Origin of the sequence: Lentzea terrae, from assembly GCF_003265345.1 — a bacterium.
Classification (GTDB): Bacteria; Actinomycetota; Actinomycetes; order Mycobacteriales; family Pseudonocardiaceae; genus Lentzea; species Lentzea terrae.
Window position 1 is genome coordinate 578,971 of the sequence record NZ_QFWW01000026.1, and the last position, 21,866, is coordinate 600,836.

The 21,866-nt window shown below is 70.3% G+C and carries 22 protein-coding genes; 12 read left to right on the forward strand and 10 right to left on the reverse strand.

Going from position 1 to position 21,866, the window contains the following annotated elements:
* Window positions 1-98 precede the first annotated feature (98 nt).
* Window positions 99-506, forward strand: a complete 408-nt coding sequence (locus DI276_RS34405; protein WP_157985107.1) for an SH3 domain-containing protein — start codon at window positions 99-101, stop codon at window positions 504-506.
* Between the two features lie 113 nt (window positions 507-619).
* Here the strand turns inward: DI276_RS34405 and DI276_RS34410 are convergent, their stop codons facing one another.
* Complete coding sequence (locus tag DI276_RS34410) at window positions 620-1,807, reverse strand: FAD-dependent monooxygenase (protein WP_198681075.1); 1,188 nt, start codon at window positions 1,805-1,807, stop codon at window positions 620-622.
* Window positions 1,808-1,863: 56 nt separating this feature from the next.
* Between DI276_RS34410 and DI276_RS34415 the strand changes: the two genes are divergently transcribed.
* Complete coding sequence (locus DI276_RS34415) at window positions 1,864-2,343, forward strand: MarR family winged helix-turn-helix transcriptional regulator (RefSeq protein WP_157985108.1); 480 nt, start codon at window positions 1,864-1,866, stop codon at window positions 2,341-2,343.
* Here the strand turns inward: DI276_RS34415 and DI276_RS34420 are convergent.
* A complete protein-coding gene (locus tag DI276_RS34420; protein ID WP_157985109.1) occupies window positions 2,332-3,351 on the reverse strand; it encodes a DUF2399 domain-containing protein in 1,020 nt (339 codons plus the stop codon). The two genes, DI276_RS34415 and DI276_RS34420, sit on opposite strands and share 12 nt — an antisense overlap.
* A 54-nt stretch (window positions 3,352-3,405) precedes the next feature.
* Between DI276_RS34420 and DI276_RS34425 the strand changes: the two genes are divergently transcribed.
* Both DI276_RS34425 and DI276_RS34430 read left to right on the forward strand, forming a co-directional pair.
* The gene (locus tag DI276_RS34425; RefSeq protein WP_112271180.1) at window positions 3,406-4,023 is read left to right on the forward strand and encodes a TetR/AcrR family transcriptional regulator; all 618 of its coding nucleotides are present in this window, start codon (window positions 3,406-3,408) and stop codon (window positions 4,021-4,023) included.
* Window positions 4,020-4,649: a maleylpyruvate isomerase family mycothiol-dependent enzyme gene (locus tag DI276_RS34430; protein WP_198681076.1), complete on the forward strand. Its 630-nt coding sequence runs from the start codon at window positions 4,020-4,022 to the stop codon at window positions 4,647-4,649. The genes DI276_RS34425 and DI276_RS34430 overlap by 4 nt, the downstream gene beginning before the upstream one ends.
* Before the next feature lie 118 nt (window positions 4,650-4,767).
* Here DI276_RS34430 and DI276_RS34435 read toward each other — a convergent pair whose 3' ends face one another.
* From DI276_RS34435 to DI276_RS34445, 3 genes are read right to left on the reverse strand one after another with little or no spacing between them, the layout of a single operon-like run.
* The gene (locus DI276_RS34435; protein ID WP_112271182.1) at window positions 4,768-8,796 is read right to left on the reverse strand and encodes a TIGR02680 family protein; all 4,029 of its coding nucleotides are present in this window, start codon (window positions 8,794-8,796) and stop codon (window positions 4,768-4,770) included.
* The gene (locus DI276_RS34440; protein WP_112271184.1) at window positions 8,793-9,983 is read right to left on the reverse strand and encodes a TIGR02678 family protein; all 1,191 of its coding nucleotides are present in this window, start codon (window positions 9,981-9,983) and stop codon (window positions 8,793-8,795) included. Before DI276_RS34440 ends, DI276_RS34435 begins: the two co-directional genes overlap by 4 nt.
* Window positions 9,980-11,452, reverse strand: a complete 1,473-nt coding sequence (locus DI276_RS34445) for a DUF2397 domain-containing protein (RefSeq protein ID WP_112271186.1) — start codon at window positions 11,450-11,452, stop codon at window positions 9,980-9,982. The genes DI276_RS34440 and DI276_RS34445 overlap by 4 nt, the downstream gene beginning before the upstream one ends.
* A gap of 72 nt (window positions 11,453-11,524) precedes the next feature.
* On the opposite strand from DI276_RS34445, the gene DI276_RS34450 reads away from it, so the two are divergent.
* Window positions 11,525-12,457, forward strand: coding sequence for a cobalamin biosynthesis protein (locus DI276_RS34450; RefSeq protein ID WP_112271196.1), 933 nt, complete (start codon window positions 11,525-11,527; stop codon window positions 12,455-12,457).
* Here the strand turns inward: DI276_RS34450 and DI276_RS34455 are convergent.
* Window positions 12,365-13,183 (reverse strand): SURF1 family cytochrome oxidase biogenesis protein, encoded by an 819-nt coding sequence (locus tag DI276_RS34455; protein ID WP_112271198.1) that lies wholly within the window; start codon window positions 13,181-13,183, stop codon window positions 12,365-12,367. The two genes, DI276_RS34450 and DI276_RS34455, sit on opposite strands and share 93 nt — an antisense overlap.
* Before the next feature lie 54 nt (window positions 13,184-13,237).
* Between DI276_RS34455 and DI276_RS34460 the strand changes: the two genes are divergently transcribed.
* Window positions 13,238-13,441: a hypothetical protein gene (locus DI276_RS34460; protein ID WP_112271201.1), complete on the forward strand. Its 204-nt coding sequence runs from the start codon at window positions 13,238-13,240 to the stop codon at window positions 13,439-13,441.
* A gap of 47 nt (window positions 13,442-13,488) precedes the next feature.
* Here DI276_RS34460 and DI276_RS34465 read toward each other — a convergent pair whose 3' ends face one another.
* The 3 genes from DI276_RS34465 to DI276_RS52585 are packed head-to-tail and all read right to left on the reverse strand — an operon-like array spanning window position 13,489 to window position 15,205.
* Window positions 13,489-14,031, reverse strand: a complete 543-nt coding sequence (locus DI276_RS34465; protein ID WP_232837105.1) for a DUF1349 domain-containing protein — start codon at window positions 14,029-14,031, stop codon at window positions 13,489-13,491.
* 5 nt (window positions 14,032-14,036) lie between these two features.
* Complete coding sequence (locus DI276_RS34470; protein ID WP_232837106.1) at window positions 14,037-14,768, reverse strand: fructosamine kinase family protein; 732 nt, start codon at window positions 14,766-14,768, stop codon at window positions 14,037-14,039.
* Window positions 14,747-15,205: a low molecular weight protein-tyrosine-phosphatase gene (locus DI276_RS52585; RefSeq protein ID WP_232837107.1), complete on the reverse strand. Its 459-nt coding sequence runs from the start codon at window positions 15,203-15,205 to the stop codon at window positions 14,747-14,749. The genes DI276_RS34470 and DI276_RS52585 overlap by 22 nt, the downstream gene beginning before the upstream one ends.
* Before the next feature lie 128 nt (window positions 15,206-15,333).
* Between DI276_RS52585 and DI276_RS52590 the strand changes: the two genes are divergently transcribed.
* The 5 genes from DI276_RS52590 (at window position 15,334) to DI276_RS34495 (ending at window position 18,609) form a co-directional block, all read left to right on the forward strand.
* A complete protein-coding gene (locus tag DI276_RS52590; protein ID WP_232837108.1) occupies window positions 15,334-15,744 on the forward strand; it encodes a PASTA domain-containing protein in 411 nt (136 codons plus the stop codon).
* Window positions 15,745-15,812: 68 nt separating this feature from the next.
* The gene (locus DI276_RS34480) at window positions 15,813-16,019 is read left to right on the forward strand and encodes a hypothetical protein (RefSeq protein WP_030472678.1); all 207 of its coding nucleotides are present in this window, start codon (window positions 15,813-15,815) and stop codon (window positions 16,017-16,019) included.
* A 36-nt stretch (window positions 16,020-16,055) separates the two neighbouring features.
* Entirely contained in the window at window positions 16,056-17,051 is a 996-nt protein-coding gene (gene cobC / locus DI276_RS34485; protein WP_112271207.1) for an Rv2231c family pyridoxal phosphate-dependent protein CobC, read from the forward strand.
* Complete coding sequence (locus tag DI276_RS34490) at window positions 17,048-17,875, forward strand: Nif3-like dinuclear metal center hexameric protein (RefSeq protein WP_232837109.1); 828 nt, start codon at window positions 17,048-17,050, stop codon at window positions 17,873-17,875. The genes cobC and DI276_RS34490 overlap by 4 nt, the downstream gene beginning before the upstream one ends.
* Entirely contained in the window at window positions 17,872-18,609 is a 738-nt protein-coding gene (locus DI276_RS34495) for a zinc ribbon domain-containing protein (protein WP_112271209.1), read from the forward strand. Before DI276_RS34490 ends, DI276_RS34495 begins: the two co-directional genes overlap by 4 nt.
* 2 nt (window positions 18,610-18,611) lie before the next feature.
* On the opposite strand, the gene DI276_RS34500 is transcribed toward DI276_RS34495, so the two are convergent.
* Window positions 18,612-21,308 carry an ATP-binding protein gene (locus DI276_RS34500; protein ID WP_112271211.1) on the reverse strand — a complete coding sequence of 899 codons (2,697 nt, stop codon included), beginning with the start codon at window positions 21,306-21,308 and terminating at the stop codon, window positions 18,612-18,614.
* 95 nt (window positions 21,309-21,403) lie between these two features.
* On the opposite strand from DI276_RS34500, the gene DI276_RS34505 reads away from it, so the two are divergent.
* Window positions 21,404-21,859, forward strand: coding sequence for an SAM-dependent methyltransferase (locus tag DI276_RS34505; protein ID WP_112271213.1), 456 nt, complete (start codon window positions 21,404-21,406; stop codon window positions 21,857-21,859).
* Window positions 21,860-21,866: the final 7 nt, after the last annotated feature.

Here is a 21,866-nt window from a genome sequence, read left to right on the forward strand (position 1 = left end):
CCGGATCGCCATGATGGCGCGACGTTTCCGTTCTGGTGCAACAGTCTTGAGAAGTTCACCCGTCGGGAGGAGAGTCGCTCTCTGCCAGGAGGAATTCCATGAAGGGGGAGAACATGAGGGGAATGGCGAAGCTGGCGGCGGCTGTCGCGTGCGCGGCGCTCCCGACGGTGCTGATCGCGGCTCCGGCACAAGCGGGACCGCCGAAGGGTGACGGTGTGTCGGTGCAGCACTACGCCTGCAACAGCTCGGTGGTGCCACCGAACAGGGACCCGATCTCGGCGATCACGGGCGCCAGTTCCGGTGCGCGCATCCGCACGGGCTCGTCCACGTCCTGCACGTCGGTCGGCGCGAGCGAACCCTCCGACCGGCTGGACTACTACTGCTGGACGCTGGGCAGCGACAGGGCCACGTGGACCTACCTGCGCAACGTCCGCACCGGCAAGCGCGGCTGGACCCGTGACGACCTGCTGCCGGGTGGTGGCAGCAACTACGCCTGCCCGCAGTAACGCCCGCGAAAGCGATCGGACGCCGCGGCTTTGCGGCCGCGGCGTCCCGCCTGCATTCCGTTGATCGTCCATTTGCGACAGACGACTCGGCTTGCCTCGGGCGAGCAAGGTTGTCAGGCGATCTGCTCGATGTAGCCGTCCGGGCGGATGGTGGCTTCGAGGCCGTTCAGGGCGATGTTGGTGCCCTTGCCGTCGGACAGGTCGAGGCCGGGGACGAACGTGCCGGCCAGCGGGTGGTCGCAGCCCGTGTCGTAACGGATGTCGGTGCCCTGGATCATCGCGGAGATGCGGGACTTGACCTCCGGCAGGTCCAGCAGGTCGCTGAACATCGCGTGCAGCTCGCGGGACTGCGGGTCCGGACGGGTCAGCGCGACCTGGGCCATGGTGTTGCGCAGCACCCGTTCCGCGACGGGGTGGCGTTCGGTGGTGTAGGTGTCGATCAGCGCGGAGTCGCCGGTGGCGAGCTTCCAGCCGAGGTTGAGCGCGTCCTGCAGGCCGAGGTTCAGGCCCTGGCCGCCGAACGGCGAGTGGACGTGGGCCGCGTCGCCCGCCAGCAGGACGTTGCCGCGGCGGTAGGTGGTGGCCTGGCGGGTGTTGTCGGTCCAGCTGGTGGCGGTGTGGACGGCGGTGATGCGCACGTCGCGGCCGCTGACCCTGCGCAGGGCGGCTTCGAGTGACTCGCGGGTCACGTCCCTGGTCTCCGGCGGGCCGTCGAACTCCATCAGCATGATCCGGCCCTTGAGCGGGCCGAAGGCGTGGACGCCGTGCGGCGTGCGGTGCCAGCCGAACGGCAGGTCGCCGTCCAGGTCGACGATGGCCTGGTAGCCGGTGAGGCTGGGGCCGGTGCCGGGGAAGTCGAAGCCGGCGAGCTTGCGGACCGTGCTGCGGCCGCCGTCGCAACCGATGACGAAGTCGGCGTCCGGGAGTTCGGTGACCTCGACACCGCGGCGGATCTCCACGCCCAGTTCGCGGGCGCGGGCTTCGAGCGCTCGTTCCAGCGTCTGCTGCATGAGCATGATGAGCGGCAGACCGTCCAGTTTGAACAGTCCGGCGAAGTGACCGGTGGAGCCGCGGCTGTGCCAGGCCAGGCGGGCGGCGTCGGCTTCGCTCGCGGCGTCGATGGCGTGCCCGAAGCCGCGCATGGCGAGCATCTCGTACGTGCGGCCGCTGATCATCTGCGCCTTGATGGTGTCGGCCTGGGCGGTGAGGCGTTCGAGCACGGTGGTGCGGACGCCGTGTAGGGCTAGTTCGCAGGCGAGCAGCAGACCGACCGGACCGGCACCCACAACTGTCGTTTTCATGCTCAACATTTGAGCGTGAAAACGTGCCGTCGTCAAACGTCATTTAGGATGAGGTGGTGACCGAGCCGATTTTTGCCTGGCTGTACGTCCAGCAGGGCGTGGACGCCGTGAGGGCCGCGATGGGGCGGCGGATGGAAGAGGACGCCGGCTGCTCGCTGCTCGAGCACGTGGCGCTCTACCAGCTGTTCCGGAACGGCGGGCGGTTGCAGATGTCCGAGCTCGTCGAGCTGCTGGACGTGAGTCCGTCCGGTGTCACGCGGCTGATCGAGCGGCTGGTCAAGCGCGGCTGGGTCACTCGGGAGCAGCCACCGGACAACCGGCGGCTCGTCCACGCCGTGCTGACGAGTGCGGGCGAGGAGGCGTGCCAGGGCGTCACCGCGCGGGTGTACCGGTCAGCGGTTGCCGAGGAGTTCACCGGGCTGCTGAACGAGCGCGACCTCGCCGACCTGCGCCGGATCGGGCGCAAGCTGATGGAGGGGCACGGTCGGTGGGACGTCAAGCGGTTCGCCCCGGCAGAGTCACAGTCAGAGGAGTGACGGCAGCACGTGCTCCTCGGTGACCATCAAGCCCGTGGTGGCCATGGTCTCGGCCAAGTCCGCGTCCCAGTCGGCCGTTGGAGGGCGGGAGTTCAGGGTCGGCAGTTCGACGCCGCGTGCGATCAACGTGGCCACTGCTTCGCGGTAGTCGTCGGCTGACATCTGCCAGGCCGTGCCGCCCGTCCAGGCCAGGATCTCGTTGGTCACGCGGATGCCGTCGGGCGTGAAGTCGTGGTGGCAGCGGACGGTCTTGCCGTCGAGGTGGTGTTTGGCCTGCGGGGTCAGGCCGTTCGGGAGCACCACCAACGGTCCGGGCAGGCCGGACTCGAGCAGGCGCGGGCTGCGCACGACGGTGACCTCCCCGGCTTCGAGAGTGTCGTTGAGCGTGAGGTAGCCCTGCGAGGTCAGCACCGGGTTGCGGTAGGCGTCGGGGAGGACGCCGGCGCGTTCCCAGTCGGTGCCGGCCAGGGTGAGTGCTTTGTGGACGATGCGGGTGAGCGGGCGGCCGTCGTCGAGGTCGTTGCCCGCCAAGGCGTACCTCGTCGTCCACTGCCTCGGTGACGGCTTCAGCCGGGCGAGGATCGCCGCGGCCTGGTTCGCGATCATCGGCAGCGCGGGCTGCGGGATCTTGCCGTACCTGCGGACGTGCTCGATCCACTCGGCGGCCCAGGGGGCGTGCAGCAGGCCGTGCTCGCGCAGGGCGAACTTCAGGACGGCGTCCGCGGTCGAGGCTTCCGCTGAGGTGGACAGGGCGACCGGCGTGCCGTGCACGGACTCCAGGACCTCCGGCAGGGTGCTGCCGTGGGCGCGGAGGTGCTCGTCGAGGCGGGCCAGCGAGATCTGGCGGCGGGCTGGATGTGCGACCGGCTTGCGCAGCAGTTCGCCGAGAGCGGTGGCGGTGCGTTCGTCCTCGACGCGGAAGCTGAACGCCGACCGTCCGCCGCCCTCCATCGTCTCGCGGGCGAGGCGCCAGAAGTCGGCCAGCTCAGGACGGTCGTACTCGATCACGACGCCCAACTTAGGCCTTGACAGAACGTCCGGGCGAGCGGACTGTACCTAACCATGAGCGTTCTGCCTAATCGTGATAGGCAAGCCGAACGGCGTGAGGCTACCCGAAGGGAGATAGTCGACGCGGCGTGGGAGATCGCGCGCCGCGACGGGCTGGCCGCCGTCACGTTGCGCGAGGTGGCGGCCATGATCGGGATGCGCTCACCGTCGCTGTACTCGCACTTCGACTCGAAGAACGCGATCTACGACGCGATGTTCGGCCACGCCTGGACTGTCTTCCTGGCCCAGGCCGAGCAGCACTTCGCGAACCTGCCGGAAGCGCCGCGCGAGGCGTTGCTGGCCATGGCGCGCCACTTCTTCGACTTCTCGGTCGCCGACGTGGCCCGCTACCAGCTGATGAACCAGCGAGCCATCCCCGGCTTCGTGCCGTCCGAGGCCGCCTACGCCCCGTCTGTCGAGGTCATGCGCCTCCTGCAGCAGGCGATGGGCCGGCTCGGCATCACCGACCCCGCCGACGTCGACCTCTTCCTGGCGCTCGGCGGCGGCCTGTTGGACCGGCAGTTCGCCAACGACCCCGGCGGTGACCGCTGGACCAGCCAGCTGCCCCGCGTGATCGACATGCTCGCCGACGACCTCGACCTTCCCGGACCTCCGCTGAGGAGCAGAAGATGACCGCCGCATTGGCCACGAAACCCAGAACCTCCGCGCTCGACCGCGACACCGCCATGCGCCTCGCGAAGACCGAGTACGAACGGTTCCTCGCGCTGCTGCAGGGCCTCGCCCCGGACGACTGGGCGAAGCCAACCGAATGCCCGGGGTGGGACGTGCGCGCGATGGCAGCGCACTTGCTCGGCATGGCGGAGATGTCCGCGTCGGTGCGGGAGAGCCTGCGTCAGGTCAAGCTCGCCCAGTCCCAGGACGGCGTGTTCATCGACGAGCTGACCGCGTTGCAGATCGACGAACGCGCGCAGATGACACCTGCCCAGATCGTCTCCCGGTACGCCGAGGTGACCCCGCGCGCCGCGAAAGCGAGACGCCGCACGCCGTGGTTCCTGCGCGGGCGGAAGATGCCGGGAACGCAGCTGGTCAACGGCCGGGACGAGGAGTGGACGCTGGGCTTCCTCAACGACGTGATCATGACCCGCGACCCGTGGATGCACCGCGTCGACATCTCGCGGGCCGTCGGCGCTCCGCTGGTGCTGACGGCCGACCACGACGGCGTGCTCGTCGACGACGTGGTCCGCGAGTGGGCTGCGAGTGGGCTGCGCGGCACGGTCAGCCGTTCACGCTCAGGCTGACCGGACCCGCGGGTGGCACGTGGGGTTCCGGCGGCCCTTCGCTGGAGTTCGACGCCGTTGAGTTCTGCCGCGCGCTCTCCGGGCGTGGAACTGCCCCCTTGGGCACCGAAGTGCCCTTCTAGGGGTCGATGCGGTCCAGCGCCGCGCCGTCCCACGTCGTCTGCGTGCACGCGACACCACGGCCGTTCTTGGGCCGCAGCACGTCGTAGATGTGCATGCGCGGGATCTTGTCCGACACGCCCCAGCCGCTCGGCCAGGTGATCACCCAGTCCATGTCGAGGTCGACCAGCAGCCCGAGCATGCGCGCGATCGTCGGGTCGTCGAGGCGTTCGAAGGCCTCGTCCAGCAGCACCAGCCGGAGTGGGTCGAACTCGTCGCTCACCGCGTCGTAGAAGCTCGCCGCCGCCGCGAACAGCGTCACGTACGAGATCAGCCGGGTCTCACCGGACGACAGCTGACGCAGCCGCCGTTCGCGCGGGTTGCCGTCGGGGCCGGTGTCGGCGACGGTCACCGTGAACTGGTGCCACGTCCGGTAGTCGAGCGCCCGCGACAGGATCTCCGCATAACCGCCGGAGTGCGTGTCGCGCTCGTTCTCGATGCGCTCGGTGAAGACGCGGCGCAGCGTGGCGTCCTGCTCCGGCGTGCGCTCGCCGAACGGGAGGCGCACGAGCGCAAGCGCTTGCCGCGTCTGGTCGTCGAGGGCGCTGGACGACTTCCAGGCCAGCTTGACGTGCACGCCCTGGCTGGACCGGGCCTGGGAGAGGACCTCGTTCATGCGCTTGGTCAGGTCCTCGGCGACGGTGATCTGGCCGCGCAGCCACTCGGCCAGGTCGCGGATCAGGTAGTCGGCGAAGATGCCCTGGTACTGCTCGTCGAGGAACCCGCGCTGCTCGGCCAGCTTCGTGGTGACCTGGCGGGCGGCGACGGCGACGGGCTTCGCGCCCTCCTCGCCGGTCACCGTGACGGTGAGCAGTCCGGCGTGCTGTTCGGCGGCGATGTCGTGGCTGCCGGCGAGGGACGTCTGCAGGGCCTGGAGCTTGGCGATCACGGTGGCCTCGGTGCCGCCACGACGGTCGCCCGCGTCCGCGATGGCTTGGCGCACCAAGGACTCTTCGGGAACCTCCTGGAAGGCCGCTGCCAGCAGTCCGGGTGCCCTGAGCGTGGCCTGGAAGTTGCCCGTTGCGCGCTCCAAGCCGTCCTGGGCCTCGGCGACCTGCGTGGAGTTGGTCTCCAGCAACGCTTCCAGCTTCGCTGCCTGCTCACGCGCGGTGGTGATGCTCTCGCGCACGCCCTTGAGGTCCTCGCGCATCTTCTTGCGCGACTTCTCCAACTGCGTGAGCTGCTCGCTGATCTCCTTGGCCTCACCGCCGACCGCGTCGGTCAGCTCGGCCAACGTTCCTGCCTGCGCCGCGTAGTCGACGCACCGGGCATCGGCGTCGGTCTCCGCGGTCTGCCGGTCCGCGACGGCCTCGTGGTAGCGGTGCGAGGCGTCCGTGAGGTCGGAAATCGTGCCCTGGCAACGCCTCTTCACCGCGTCGCCGAGCAGATCGGCCGTGCGCTGGGCATCTGCTGCCGCTGCTTGGGCTTGGCGGAGAGCTTCGGTGTCACTGGGCAGGCCGGCGTCGCCTGCCTGGCGGGTCAGCTCCGACCGTGCCGCTTCCAACCGCGAGTTGGCGTTCTCCAAGGCGTCCCGCAGCTCGAACGTCCGTTGCAGGGCCCGTGCCGCGGACTCCTCGGCGGCCTGGACACGGCTGTGCTTCGCGATCAGCTCGCCGTCGCCGGGGAACGCCGCGACGTGCGCCTCCCAGGTGGCGACGTGGTCGTGGGCGCGGGCCAGTTCGTCCTCCGCGGTGCCGAGTTGCTTGCGCAGCTCGGCGAGTTCCTCTTCCAGAGCCCCGATTCGGCGGCCACGGGCGGCTTCGCGGGCGCCCGCGCCGATGAACTCGGCCTCCGGCTTGGTCCAGCGGCCGGTCAGCACGCCCGTGCGCCAGTCGCCGGTGGTGGCCATGTCGTCCAGCGACACGGCACGCAGCAGGTCCGCGACGAGTGACTCGGGCACCGGCGAGCCCTCGACGGCCGGCACCAGGTAGTCGGCCAGCGAGCGGCCGTCGACCGCGGGCCTCGGCACCGCCAGCACGTCGGTCAGGTCGCTGTTGTGCGGCGTGACCCAGGCGTCCAGCAGGCCGCTCGCCTGCAGCGCGGCCTCCAGGCCTGCTCGTTCGTCGTCACTGAGGGACGGCGCGAAGTCCACCAGGCGGTAGAAGGGCGCGCCGACCGCCGGGTCGCGGTCCGCGGACGTGTACTGGCCCGGCACCGGCACCCGCTCGTTGCCCGAGCGCAGGCCGACGAGCTCCTCGTCCAGCGTGTCCAGGCGAGCACGCAGTTCGGTGCGTTGCTGCGTCAACGCGTGCGCCGCGTCGCGAGCCGTCTGCACCAACGGGCCGACCCACTCACGGGCGGTGGCGCTCAACGCTTTCGCCGCTGCCGGATCCGGGGTTTGGGGCAACGTCAGGGCGTCTGCCGGACGTTCGTCGAGCAACGGCCCGCTCGTCGTCCACACCTCGACCTGCTCCAGCCAGGTCTGCACGACCTCGGCCAGCTCCTGCAGCTCCTGGTTGCGCAGCGCGGTCGACTCGGTCGCGCCGAGCTGGGCGTCGCGGGCCTTCTGCCGCAACGACTCCACCTCGCGGTGTTGCGCGTCCAGCTGGAGCGCCTGCTCGTGCAGCGACAACGCGAGCGCACCCCGTTGGCGCGCAAGGGAAGCGATGCCGGAAGTCTGGTCGGTCACCGACGCCAGTGCGGCCAGCACGTCCTCGGTCGCGGCGGCGGGCGGCACGCGGCGTTCGATCGGCAGCGGCTCGGCCTCGGGATCCGGCTTGGCGCGCACGGAGTCCGTGGTCACCGTGGCCTCGGCAGCAGGCACCTGCGGCACGTCCGGCGCGAGGTCGGCGTCCATGCCGGCCAGGCGCAGGTTCTCGCGCAACGGATCGCTCAGCGCGTCGGCGGCTTGGAGGTCTTCGGCGAGGCGCCGCAGCAGCCGCAGCACGTTGTCGACGGCGGCGTCTTCCTGCGCACGTTGGCGGTGTGCCGTTTCAAGAGCGGCAACGGCGGAGGAACGCTTCTCCGCCACCAGGTTCTCGCGCGTCTTGAGGTCCTGCAGGTCGCGGAACGCCGGCAGCTCCTTCAGCGCCGCGATGGTCTCCTCTGCCTGCTGCTCGCCGGTCTCCATGTCGACAAGTGCCTGCTCGGACGCCGCGCGTTCCATCCGCGTGACGTCCAGCTCCTGCGTGAGCTTCGACTGCTCGCGGCGCAGCTTCGTCACCGACTTCTCGGCGGACTCCACCCGTTCGGAGGCGCTTCGAAGTCCACCGAACGCGTAGTCGCTGTAGGTCTTGAGGAACGTGCCGAGTGCACTGTCCGCAGAGGACAGTCGCACGATGTTCTCGCGGATCGACTCCAGGTCGTCGAACGACGTCGCGAGCTGCTCGACCATGGCCTGGTCCAGTGGCGGCAGGGCGTCGCTGAGGATCTGCTCCAGCTGTCCTTCCAGGACCTTCAGGCCGACGTCCGGGTTGCGCAGCGTGCGCTGGAGGTGCAGCAGGTCGCCGTAACGCGCTGCCGGCACGCCGTAGACGGCGTCGGCGATCTTCGCGCGGAAGGCCGGTTCCTCGAACATGCAGTCCGCGCCGATCAGGTCCCGCAGCTGTGCCGGGCCGTGCGGGACGCGTTCAGGGCCCGCGAGCTGCAGTTCCGTGCCGACGCGCATGGGCGTGACGAACCGCCACGAGTCCGTGATCGCCTGCGAGGTCTTCGACGCCTTCACGCCGAGACCGCAGGTCAGGTACTCGTTGCCGCTGTGGTCGGCGGCTTCGCGGATCAGCTCGACCCACGCGTAGCCGATGCGGTTCGGGCCGCCGTCGTAGTCGTCCAGCATCAGGCGCCGGATGCTGACCGTGTCGAAGCCCTTGGAGCCGAGTTGGCGCAGGTCGCCGTCCAGGCACAGCGGCAGCAGCAGCTCCAGCGTGCGGGACTTGCCGGAACCGTTGGTGCCCTGGAAGATCGCGCGGCCACCGGAGAAGTCGAACGTCTGCTCGGTGTACTGCCAGATGTTGACCACGCCGCCGCGGTGCAGCCGCCACCTGCTCATGACACGTTCTCCTCATCGAACAGGGACCAGCTCGGTACTTCAGGCACCACAACGGGTTCCGGTTGTTCTCGTTCGGGGTCGCCGTCCGGTTCCGGCAGCCAGCGGTGTGCGGCCGCGCTGATGGACCAGCCTTCTTCGGTCTGCACGGCGAGACCCATGCGGCGCAACAGCTCCGTCACCTCGGCGACCAGCCGGTCGAGGTCGTCGGTGAACTGCTTCGACCACGCCGCAGGGTAGTCCTCGACCAGACCGGCGCAGACCTCGCGGATCCGTTCGGTGGCAACGAGGTGCCGGGCGGGCGGGTCTTCGGATTCGTCGTCGACCAGGTCGGGCAAGGCCAGCAGGGCGATGCGCGCGACCGTGGAGACGCCGGGGAACGACAGGTCGGTCAGGAAGTCCTCGGGGTCGGCGGCGAGCACGCCCTCGACGCGGCACTCGGTGTAGAGGCCGAACGCCTGCTCCAGCAACGCGGTTTCCTTGCGCTGGTTGCGGCGCAGCCACTCGGCCTGGTCGTCCGGCAGGTCCGCGTAGAGCACCAGCGGCGTCTCGACGAGCTTGCGCCGCACCGCGTGCTCGACGCCACGCGGTCCAGGACGGGCCGCGAGCTCGATGAGGTGAGCGGGATCCTGGGCCTCCCCGACCGGGCCCGTGACGAGCTGGCCCAGCAGGTCGGTGTCGATCGTGATCAGGGCTTCCTGCGGGATCATGTCCTGCGCTACCGAGCCCTCGGTCTCCTGCAGCACGCCAAGGGAAACGAGGTGGCGCAGCGCTGCCGTGAGCGCGCGGCGTTCGGTGACGTCGTCCGGTGCGTCGATGCCTGCTTCGACGGCGGCGGAACGGATGTCGGCGACGAGTCTGCTCAGCAGGGTCTGCCGGCCGATGCCTGTGAGCACGGCGAGGGTCAGAGCCAGATACGCGTAGCCGCGCGGGGACATGCTGAGCACGCCGCGGGTGTCGTCGCGGCCGGGGCCGGACTTGTAGAGGCGCGCGAACCGGCGTTCCACCACGAGCCGGTAGCCGAGCAGGCCCGCGAACAGGTCCTGCAGCGTCGCCCGGTGCCGGTAGACGAGGCTGAGCAGCTCGCCGTCCGGGCCATCGGAGCGGAGGAGTGGCCTGCGCAGCAACGTTCGGGCGCACCGCACCACGTTGGCGGCGTCGATGTCGGAGAGGTTGTCCAAGTGGTTCATTGCTTCAGGGCCACCGTCGCGTCGTGCAGGGTGAGCGTCCCGGCGGCGGACTTGATCTGCGTCGTGGTGCCGTGGGCGATCTCGAGTTTGAGGCCGCGCACGGGGTCGCTGGCCGATCCGCTGTCCTGCGGCGAGTCACGCTGGGCCATCGCGAGCGTCAGCAGCTCGCAGAAGACCTCCAACGCGCCGTGCGTGAGCGTGGTGTTCTCCAGGTTCCCCGCGGCCTTGGTGAGCTCCGCGACGTGCCTGGCGCGGAGCTCGTCGGCCTCCCGGGCCTCCGCGAGCAGCGACTGCTCGGTCATGGGGTCGTCGAGGATTCTGCTCGGCCTGCCGCGCGCTCCTCGGTCGCCTCGGGTCCGCACTGAGACGGTGACATCGCAGACCGGGCCGTCACGCCACGGGGTGCGCTCGTTGTCCGAGTCGTGTTCCGGCGCGGGGGAGAGGTGGCGTGCGGAGTAGAGGCCGAACGCCGCCGCGTAGATCTCGTGGGCTTCTGCCCTGGTCGAGTTGTCGAACCAGCTCGCCAGCTTCAGCAGTTCGGCCCGCCTGCCGGGGACGAGCCCGCCGCCGGACGTCGCCCGCTTCACGCTGGCCAGGAGGCTGCCGATCGCGCGGGCGGTGGCTTCTCGCAGCGCCGTGACCTGGCTCGGGCGGCCTGGGCGGTCGACGAACCAGTCCGTCAGCTCCTGCCAGTCCTCCGGCGTGCGGCCTCGTGCTCGTTCGACGCTCACGCCCAGGTCGGTGCTCAGCAGGCGGAGGAGTTCGCTTCGAGCTTTGGTGAGTCCGGCGAGGGCCTCCGCGATCGGGGGCGTGTACTTCAGGACGTCCTCGACGACCCGCTGGATGTACTCGACCAGCAGGTTGCGGAAGCCCGCGATCTCGTCCGGCGCGAGGTGGTTCCGCGTGACGACCTGGCCGAGATAGGCGTAGAAGTCGCGGACCGTCGCGGCGAGCTCGGCGTGCTGCAGGAACAGCGTCGTGACGCGCTCGGCCAGGAGTTCCTTGGTCTTGTCGCCTTCGTTGAGCAGGGCGACCGAGAGGCTGCCGCCCAGCTCGTTCAGGCCGCGTTCGATGGCGGGGAGCAGTTCGCGGGAGACCTCGCGGGCGCCTTCCGGGACCCTGAGCAGCTCGTCGACGTCACGCTGGACGCGTACCGCGAGCTTCGACACCTGGTACCGGACGCTGCCGTGCTGGAACTCGGCGATGCTGGCGGCCACGACCTCCCTGCGGCCCTGGACGAGGTTGCCCCACTCGACCAGCTGCTTGAGGCGGTTGATGACGTTCTCGATGCGGCTCTCGCCGGGTTCGACGCGGCCTTCCCTTTCCTGACCCGCCAGTGCGCCGGCGACCTCGCCCGCGGACAGGTCGGCCAGCAGCGTGGAGGTGAACAGCCGCATGATCGCCAGGTACGTGCGCTGGTGATCGCGCGCGTCCAGATAGGCGTACAACTTCAGCCGCTTGTGCTCCACGACCGGCCACCCTAATGCGCGCGCTGTCGTGATGCGGCGCTACCGTGCCTACGACGAGCTGGGGAGGATGCCGTGGGCGCGGGTCGCGCGTTGGGGTTGTTGCTGGGCGTGGCGGCAGACGCGGTGTTCGGTGATCCACGCCGATTTCACCCGGTAGCGGCATTCGGCTCGACTGCTTCCGCGCTGGAGAAGCGCATGCACGCCGACTCCGAAGCCGCCGGGGTGGCCTACACGGCCGTGCTGGTGGGCGGGACCGTGGCTGCTGGCGTGGCTGTCGAGCGGCTGGCCCGGCGGCACTGGCTGGCGCAGACGTTGACGACCGGTCTGGCGACCTGGGCGGTGCTCGGTGGCCGTTCGCTTGCGGCCGAGGGCACGTCGATGGGCCACGAGCTGTCCGAGGGCGACGTGGAGGCAGCTCGTTCGAGGCTGCCCAATTTGTGCGGCCGTGACGCTTCCCGGCTGGACACGTCCGGTCTGGCGCGCGCGACCGTGGAGTCAGTGGCCGAGAACACCTCCGACGCCGTGGTGGCGCCGCTGTTCTGGGGCGCGGTCTTCGGCGTTCCGGGCCTGCTGGGCTACCGCGCGTCGAACACGCTGGACGCGATGGTCGGGCACAAGTCGCCGCGCTACCTGCGGTTCGGCTGGGCCTCCGCACGCCTGGACGACCTGCTGAACCTGCTGCCCTCCCGGCTGGCCGCGGTGCTGACGGTCGGCGGCGCCCCGGTGGTCGGCGGCTCGGCCTCGCAAGCCCTGGAGACCTGGCGCCGGGACGCTTCAGCCCATCCGTCGCCGAACGCCGGCCAGGTGGAAGCGGCGTTCGCGGGCGCTCTGGAGATCCGCCTGGGCGGCCGAACCGTCTACGCGCACGGCGTGGAGGAACGCCCGGTGCTGGGCCACGGCCGCAACCCGGACTCAGGTCACGTGACGCGTGCCGTGGAGCTGTCCCGAGTCGTCGGCTTCGGTGCCGCCCTGGTCAGCGCCTTCGTCGCCGTCTTCCGCAAGTAGCTCGGCGATCGACTTCTTGCGCTTCCTCGGCTCGTGGAGCACGCCACCCGGCCGCGCCTCGCGAATCGTGAAGTACAGCCAGCCGCCGACCGCCATGACGCCGAACGCGATCCACTGCAGCGCGTAGGAGAAGAACGGCCCGGACTCGATCCTCGGGAGCGGCAACGTGGCGAGCGCACCCGGCTGGTTCTCGATCAGCTGGAAGTAGCCGGGCTCGACGTTCGGGGCGATGGCCTTGTTGTTGATCGAGTAGATCTGCCTTCTGCCGTCCTGCTCGAACGCGGGCGTGTCGTTCGACTCGTTCGGCCTGGCCAGCCCGATGATCGTGACGGTCTCGGTGGGCGGCTGCTGGAAGTCCGGCGGCTTGATGCCGTTGACCGGCCGCACGTACCCGCGGTCGATCAGGATCCTCTTGCCGCCTTCGGTCTCGAACGGCGTGATGACCTCGAAGGCGGCCTCGCCCTGCACCGTCCGGAGCCGTGCCAGCGCTTCGAGCTCCGGCAGGTAGCGGCCCTTGATCAGGACCTTCTGCCACTCGTCGTGCTGCGCGCCGTACGGCACCGGGTCGCTCTTCAACGACTTGGTGATGGCGGCGTTCTGCGCCTGGCGCTCGTCGTTGCGGCCGAACTGCCACGGGGACAGGAAGTAGATGCAGGCACCCGCGAACACCCAGACGGCCAGGGTCAGCGCCAGCCAGCCCGGCTTGAGGAGGAACTTGAACCGCACGACTTCACGGTAGTTGCGTGAGCTGGACCTCGTGGAACTGGGTCATGTCCAGTTTTGGGTGAGCCTGGACAACTCGTCCGCTGCTCGTTGCCGGCGCAGGTCGTCGATCCGCAGGTGACCGAGCAGCGGCGTGGTGTCGACCTGGGTGTGTCCGCCGACTCGTGGCACGAGATCGCGCCCGCGTCGAGCAGACCGACGAGGTGCGAGTGGAACACGTTCAACAGGTCGGCAGCCTGTTGCGTGCTCGGGTCCACGTAGATGGGCACCCGGCCAGCCTGCCCGACTCGCGAGACGACGGCACCGAGTTATCGGGTGATCTCGACGGCGTGGAACTGGGTCGCGAACCCCTCACCCTCGGGACTCGCCGCCATGATCCCGACCTTGGTCTCGATCTGCGGCGGGAAGTACGCCTTCCGCAGCACGTGGGCAGGCGCCTCGTCGTCAACGCCGTACCGGACCCACACCGCGTCACCCTTGCGCTCGGCAGAGATCGTGAACCGCGCGAACTCCCCGGTCAACGCCAGGTTCCAGTCCGAGAACCCGCGCGTGACCACCGTGCTGGCCTGCCGCTTCCCGTCGAACACCTCGACCCCGGCCTTGATCCAGTTCTCACCGTCGATCACCAGCCCGATGCCGGCGTGGTCGTACTGCGCCGCGTACTCACCGCTGAACGTCGCCGTGATGGTGAAGTCGCCGGCCAGCGTGACGCCGTAGAGGTGGCCGTTCTCGCGGATCACGCCGTTGCCGGTCAGCCGCCAGAAGTCCGACGAAGGATCGGCGTGCACGGTCAGGGGATCGGTCGACCACTGCCGCGGCTCGTTGAGCCACGTCCACCCGGTGAGGTCCATGAACATCATCCTTGCAAAACCGAACGCGCGGCGGCCACGGCTTCTGAGCGGTAGCCGCCGCCGAACAGCTCGGCGTGGACGAGCAGCGGGAACAGCTGGTGCAACGGGACCCGCGAGCGCCAGCCGTCGGCCAGCGGCGCGATCTCCTGGTACGCGCCGAGGACGTGGTCCAGGAACGGGCAGCCGAAGAGCTGGAGCATCGCGAGATCGCTCTCCCGGTGACCGCCGTGAGCCGCTGGGTCGATCAGCCACACCTGGCCGTCGGCGCCCCACAGCACGTTGCCGCTCCACAGGTCGCCGTGCAGCCGTGCGGGCGGCTCCGGTGGACCTGCCAGCGACGTGATCCGCGAGCAGATCTCGCTCATGTCGATGCCCGCGCGCGAGGCATAGGGCTTGATTCGATGTGCGGCGAACCACTCCGGCCAGGACGACGCGGGCTCGTTGACCATCGAGGCCATGCCGATCGTGGCCTCACGCGGACCGCCGGGCGGTGGGGCGCCGAACGCGGGTGCACCTGCCAGGTGGAGGGTCGCCAACCGGCGTCCGAAGGTCACGGCTGCCTGAAGATTCGGCGTGCCGTGCGGGATCTCGTCGATCACCAGCCGGCCGTCGTCCGCCGAGTGCACGAACGGGACCGGCGGACCTCCCTCGACGCGCAGCCAGCGCAGGCCCGCCGCCTCGGCAGCGGTGGCCTGCGGTGACTGGAGCTTCGTCCTCAGAGCTGCTCGCGAACCCACGCGATCAGCCCCGGCATCGCCGCCTCGGTCATGACCAGCACCTCCGCGAACCCCGCGTCGTCGCCGTAGTACGGATCCGGCACGTCCACGTCGTCGGCGTCCGGATCGAACGAACGGAGCAGCCGCACGCGGTCGGGGTCGACCATTCGGCGCAACGCCCGCGCGTGTCCCGTGTCGAGCGCCACCAGCAGGTCGGCGTCCAGGTGGTCCGCGCCGACCTGCGCGGCCACGTGGTCGGTGGGATATCCGTTGTCCGCCAACGCCTTCATCGTCCGCGGGTCGGCCGGGTCGCCCACGTGCCACCCACCGGTTCCCGCGCTGGACACGGTGACGAAGGACGACAGTCCTTCGCGCGACAGCCATTCTCGGAAGACGAGCGCTGCCATGGGGGACCGGCAGATGTTGCCGGTGCAGACGAACGAGACGTGGACCTGCATATCGCGCAGCCTAAGGGATTTGGTTACGGAAATCGTCTGACCGGGTGGCGTTTGCGCACCCTGGGTAACGAGACCGCCTGGCGGCTCGACGGACCGGCCGAACCGGCCGGACCACTTTGGAGCTCACGATGACGTTCGCCGCGCGGCACCCGAACACGAAGAACCTGCAGCTGGCGGCCGTGGCGATCGTTGCTTTGTCGGCGCTTGCCGCGTGCGTGCCCCAGCAGGGCGCTGCGCCGGCAAGCACACCCGCGGCTGTCGAAACGACATCCACCACCACTGCGGCCGCGCCGCCACCCGCTGCCGCCGCGCCCAAGACCTGCACCGTTCCGAACGTGGTCGGGATGGTGCACCAGTACGCTCAGGACACGATGCAGGCAGCGGGCCTGTACCTGCTGCTGGAACAAGACGCGACGGGGCGTGGTCGCATGCTCGTTCTTGATCGAAACTGGGAGACAACGGCACAAAGCGTGGCCGCGGGTCAGGTCGTCGACTGCAGCACGGTGATCACGTTGTCGGCCAAGAAGATCGGTGAGTGACTCCCCGCCGCACGGTAACGCTCAACCGTTGTCGCAAGATGTACGAACAAACGACATGGAGGCCGCCCATGCAGACAGGTACCGACGTGCCCCCGCAACGGGAGATCATCGGGTGCACCGACGCCCTAGGGCGCCGTCGTGCGTTCGAGGTGTACCTCAACGAGAAGGGTCGCGTCTGCTTCCGCACCCCGCCCGGTGAGTCCGCGCAGCTCGACGCGTTCCAGCTGGACGAGCTGATCAGCCACCTGACTGAGCTCCGCCGCTACATGCAGTGACGCGGTGCTCTGAGCTGGTCGCCTAGAATCGCCGCGATGACCAGCCCAGACCTGCGCCACCACGGTGACGTCGACGCCGCGCCGGGCCTCGCCGACTTCGCCGTCAACGTGCGGGTGCCGCACCCGCCGCGTTGGCTGCGCGACCGGCTGGCCGCGGCGCTCGACGACCTCGGCCGTTACCCCTCGAAGCAGGCTGAAGAGCGCGCCCGTGCGGCCGTCGCACGCCGCCACGGGCGCTCGCCTGACGAGGTTCTGCTGCTCAACGGCGCCGCTGAGGGCTTCGCGCTGCTGCCGAAGCTGGAGCCGCGCCGGGTCGCCATCGTGCACCCCGGCTTCACCGAGCCGGAGGTGGCGTTCCGCGACGCCGGAATTCCGGTGGAGCACGTGCTGCTCGACGGCGACTTCCAGCTGCGACCGACGTCCGTGCAGGCCGACCTCACCGTCGTCGGCAACCCGACGAACCCCACGTCGGTGCTGCACTCCGCGGAAGCCCTCAGGGCCCTGCCCGGCAGGCTCGTCGTGGACGAGGCGTTCATGGACGCCGTGCCGGGCGAGCCGGAGTCCCTGGCGCACGACCCGGACGTGCTCGTGCTGCGCAGCCTCACCAAGACCTGGGGCCTCGCCGGTCTGCGCGCGGGCTACTTCCTCGGCGATCCGGAGACGCTCGCCGAGCTCGCCCACGGCCGCCCGCACTGGCCCGTCGGCAGCCTGACGCTCGAAGCGATCACCGCGTGCTGCGAGCCGGAAGCGCTGGAGGCATCGCAGCGGTTCGCGGAAGAAGCCGAACAGCACGCCGCCTACGCGACGCAGCAGCTCAAGGACCTGGTCGTCGTCGCGCCGAAAGCGCCGTTCCTGCTGCTCAGAGTGCCGAAAGGCACGCGGGAGGCGTTGCGGCACAAGGGGATCGCGGCCCGGCGCTGCGACACGTTCCCCGGCCTCGACGACACCTACCTGCGCGTGGCGATCCGGCCGCCGGAGGAGTTCGCGGTGTTCGTCGACGCGCTGCGGGTAGTGATGGAGGAACTGGCGTGAAGCTCGCCGACGTGATCGCGGTGCTGGAGTCCGCGTATCCGCCGAAGACGGCCGAGGCGTGGGACGCGGTGGGACTGGTCTGCGGTGATCCGGACGAGGAGGTCACGAAGATCCTCGTCTGCGTCGACCCGACCCAGTCCACTGTGGACGAGGCGGTCGAACTCGGCGCACAGCTCGTGCTCGCCCACCACCCGCTGCTTCTGCGCGGTGTCAACGGTGTTCCGGCCGACGACCCCAAGGGTGCATTGGTGCACAAGCTGATCCGGAACCGCGCCGCCTTGTATTGCGCGCACACCAACGCCGACAGCGCCCTGCCCGGTGTCTCGGACGCACTCGCGGCCGCCATCGGACTCACGGTCCTCGGGCCGCTCGAACCAGCGGCGGAGCCCGTGGACACCGGCATCGGCCGCATCGGCGAGCTGCCGGAGGCCGAACCGCTCGGGGTCTTCGTCCAGCGCGTGGCGGACGCACTGCCCGCCACCGTGCAGGGCGTGCGCGCCGCGGGCGATCCGGACGGCCTGGTCAAGAAGGTCGCGGTGTGCGGCGGGGCCGGCGACAGCTACCTGGGCACGGCGAAACGCGCCGGCGTCGACGCCTACGTCACGGCGGACCTGCGGCACCACCCGGCCAGCGAGCACATCGAGTCCGGTGGGCCCGCGCTGGTGGACGTGGCGCACTGGGCCAGCGAGTGGCCGTGGTGCGAGCAGGCGGCGGAAATCCTGCGGGAGGCGTTCGGCGGTAGGGTCGACGTACTCGTCTCCACCCGCCGGACCGATCCGTGGACCGTAGGGGCGACGAGCTCAGCAGCAGGAGGACATGCGTGAAAGCCGATCCCGCAGTGCAGCGCAGGCTGCTCGACCTGGCCGCGGTCGATGCCGAACTGGCGCGTGTCACCCACCGGCGCCGCACGCTGCCGGAGATCGCGGAGATCGCCGAGGCCGAGCAGCTGGTGCGCGCGAAGCAGGACGCACTGGTGGCCGTCGAGACGACGCTCGGCGACCTGGACCGCGATGTGAAGCGCCAGGAGACCGAGATCGACCAGGTCCGCGCCCGTGAGGACCGCGACCGCAAGCTGATGCAGTCCGGCTCGGTCGGCGCCAAGCAGCTCACCGACCTCGAACACGAGCTGGCCACCCTCCAGCGCCGCCAGGGCGTCCTCGAGGACGACCTGCTGGAGCTGATGGAACGCCGCGAGGCCGTCGAAGCCGACGCGTCCTTCGCCCGCGTGGAGCTGGACAAGGCCCGCTCGACGCTGGAAGACGCCGCCGGCCGCCGCGACGCCGTCCTCGCCGACCTCGAGGCGACCGAGACCAGGCGCACCGCCGACCGCTCGGTGATGGCCAAGGGCTTCCCGGACGACCTGCTGAAGCTCTACGACCGCCAGCGCGAGCAGCGCGGCATCGGCGCGGCACCCTTCCAGTCCCGCCGCTGCGGCGCGTGCCGGATCGAGCTGGACCGCGGCGCGGTGTCGAAGCTCAAGGAAGCGGCGGCGGACGAGGTCGTGCGCTGCGAGGAGTGCGGCGCCATTCTGGTCCGGATCGGCGAACCGACCGCCTGACGTCAGACGTGCTGCGGAAGCTCGGTGCGCGACGTGACACCGAGCTTCCGGAACGCGTTGTGCAGGTGGTAGCCGACGGTGCGCGGGCTCAGGAAGAGCCGCGCGGCGATCTCCCGGTTGCTCGCCCCGGTGGCGGCCAGCCGGACGACCTGGGACTCCTGCCCGGTCAGCGCGTCGAGCCTGCTCGGAGTCGCGACCGTGCTCGGCCGGCGCGCACCGATGGCGGCCAGCTCGGTGTTGGCGCGGTCCAGCCACGCTGCGGCACCCAGCCGGTGGAAGATCTCGGTGGCCGCCCGGAGTTGTTGCGCAGCCTCGGATCTGCGGCGCGCTCGACGCAGCCATTGCCCGTGCAGCAGCAACGTGCGGGCGTGCTCGAACGGCCGGGTCGCCTGCTCGTGGTGACCGAGGGCGGCGACGTAGTGCGCTTCCGGGTCCGAATCCAGCAACGCGCGACAGCGGTGTGCGACGCCCAACGCCCACGGCTGGCCACTCGCCCGCGCCCAGTCGTCGAACCGCGCGAACGCGACCAACGCCTCAGCTTCCTCGCCGAGCCGGACGAGGGCCTCGACCAGACTGGGCACGGCGAACCGCGCGATGACGGTGTGCCCGACCGGCCCGTCGAGCAGCGCGGTCAGCTGCCGCACCGCCGACCGGTGGTCGCCGCGGCCCAGCGCCAGCAGGCCGAGCGCGTACCCGCCCCACGACGCACCCGGCGCTAGCCCGCCTTCGATTCCGCTGTGCGCCAACGACTCGCAGCGTTCGGCATCGCCCTCGACGGCGGACAACAGCGACAGCACGCCGCGGACGTGGGCACTTCTGCGGGTCTGGCCGGTGGCTTCGGCGAGCTGCAGAGCCTCGGCGGCGTCGGCCTCTGCCGCAGCGTGCCTGCCGAGGAAGATCTGCGCCTGCGTCTTGAGCTGCAGCGCGTGGGCGAGCGCGCCGATCTGGCCGTTTTCCCGGCAGTTCCTGGCGAACTCCTCCGCCAGTGCGCACGCCTCCAGGTCGGCGCCGGTGCGCAGCGCGCCGAAGACCGCGTAGGTCGCCGCCATGATGGACGAGCCCGCCGTTGCCGGCAGCGCTGAACGCAGCAGCTGCAGACCGTTCGTGTGCTCGCCGGACAGCAGAAGTTCCGTGCCGCGCACCATCTGCGAGATGTGCCCCGCCGGTGCGGTGCTGTGCCGCGCAGCCTCGGTGATCAGCGCACTCGAGTGCCGCAAGGTCTCGCTGTCGCCGGCGAACCACGCGTACGCAGCCGCAGCACCCAGCATCCTCGTCGCGCGCGCCGGTGACGTGGCGACGATGGCGGCCACCGCGTCGATCACGATGCGTCCGGCTGTCGACGCGTTGCCCAGTTCGAACTCGCACGCCGCCTGCACGCCGACCAGCCGTGCCGTGATCTCCTGGTCATCGGTGAGCCGGAGCCCGCGCGCGGCCAGTTCGCCTGCCCTGGCCCACTGACCTGCAGAAACGGCGGCCTCTGCGGCCCGCGCCAGGCGGCCTGCCCGCGCGGCCCCGTCCTCGGTGAAGCGGGCGGCTCGCTCGTACCCGGTCGCGGCGATCGCAGGCGCGCCGCGACGGTTCGCGCTGGCGGCGGTGTCCTCCAGCAACTGGGCGAGATCGGCGTCCGTGCCGGTGGTCGCAGCCGCGAGGTGGTGCGCGCGCCGATCCTCGTGCGCCACGGCGGCGGCGAGCGCCCGATGCGCGTTCTGGCGAACCGACCACGGCGCGTCCCGGTAGGCGGCCGCCTTGAGCAACGGGTGGCGGAAGGTGAGCAGGTCGCCCTCGATCCGCACGAGCCCGGCGTCCTCGGCAGGCGCCAGGTCGGCCGGAACGGCACCCAACGCTGTGGCGGCGTGCAGGACCAGGCCGAGATCGCCCGTGCCGTCCGCGGCCGCGACGGTCAGCACGAGGCGGCACTGCTGCGGCAGGAGCCGGAGCTGCGCGCGGAACGCGTTCTCGACGCGACCGACCGGCGACGCGGACTCGGTGTAGAGGCCGAGCTGCGGCACTTCGCCCGCCCGTTGCCGTTCGTCGAGCATGCGGGCGAGTTCGATCAGTGCCAGGGGATTGCCCGCCGACTCGGCGACGACGCGGTCGCGCACCTGCGGACCGACCTGGCCGCAGTGTTCCGCGAGCAGATCGGCCAGGGCGTCGTTTCCCAGCCCCTGCACCAACATCTCCGGGAGACCCGGCGTGGGGAACGCCCGGTCTCCTTCGCGCACACCGAAGAGCATCGTGATCGACTCGGCCTGCAACCGGCGTGCGGCGAAGAGCAACGCGTCGGCGGAGGCGGGGTCCAGCCACTGCGCGTCATCGACGACGCACAGCACGGGCTGTTGTTCGGCAACGTCTCCGAGCAGGGTCAGCACGGCCAGACCGACCAGGAACCGGTCGCGTTCCTCGGCCCGTTCGTCCGCGACCAGGCCGAACGCACCGCGCAGTGCGGCGGCCTGCGGTGGCGGCAAGGCCTCGACGCGGTCCTGGAACGGGCGCAGCAGTGCGTGCAGCGCGGCGAACGGCAGATCGCTCTCGGCCTCGGTGCCGGTGACCCGCAGCAGCAACCGGTCCTCTGCGAGCGCGGCCGCGTGCTCCAGCAGGACGGATTTCCCGATGCCCGCCTCGCCGCGCACGACCAGCACGCCATCGGCCTCCAGCAGTGCCGCGAGCTGCGCTTTCTCCTCGTCGCGGCCGTGGATCACCAGCAGAAGCTACCTGTGCGGCTCGGTGCCCGACCAGTGAATCCAGGTACTGGTGACAGATCCGCTTTCCCGGCGGGCTACCTAGCGTTCAAGCCGTGCAGCTCACTCAGATCGCGACCGTCGTGGGTGGACGGACCGAACCGCAAGACGACGACTGGGCCGTCGAACGCGCGGTGATCCGGCTCGACGCGGACCGGTACGGCCCCGAGTCGCTCGCCGGGCTCACGGACTTCTCCCACGTCGAGGTGGTGTTCCTGTTCCACCTCGTCGACCGGGAGAAGGTCGAGACCGGTGCCCGGCGCCCGCGCGGGAACCCGGACTGGCCACTCGTCGGGATCTTCGCCCAGCGCGGGAAGAACCGCCCGAACCGGCTGGGGGTGTCCCGGTGCCGGCTGCTCGGTGTCGACGGTCTGGACGTCCACGTCGCCGGGCTGGACGCCGTCGACGGCACACCGGTCCTGGACCTCAAACCGTGGATGGCCGAGTTCGGACCGCTGGGGGAGCAGCGCCAACCGGCGTGGGCGACCGAGTTGATGCGCGACTACTACTGACGACAAC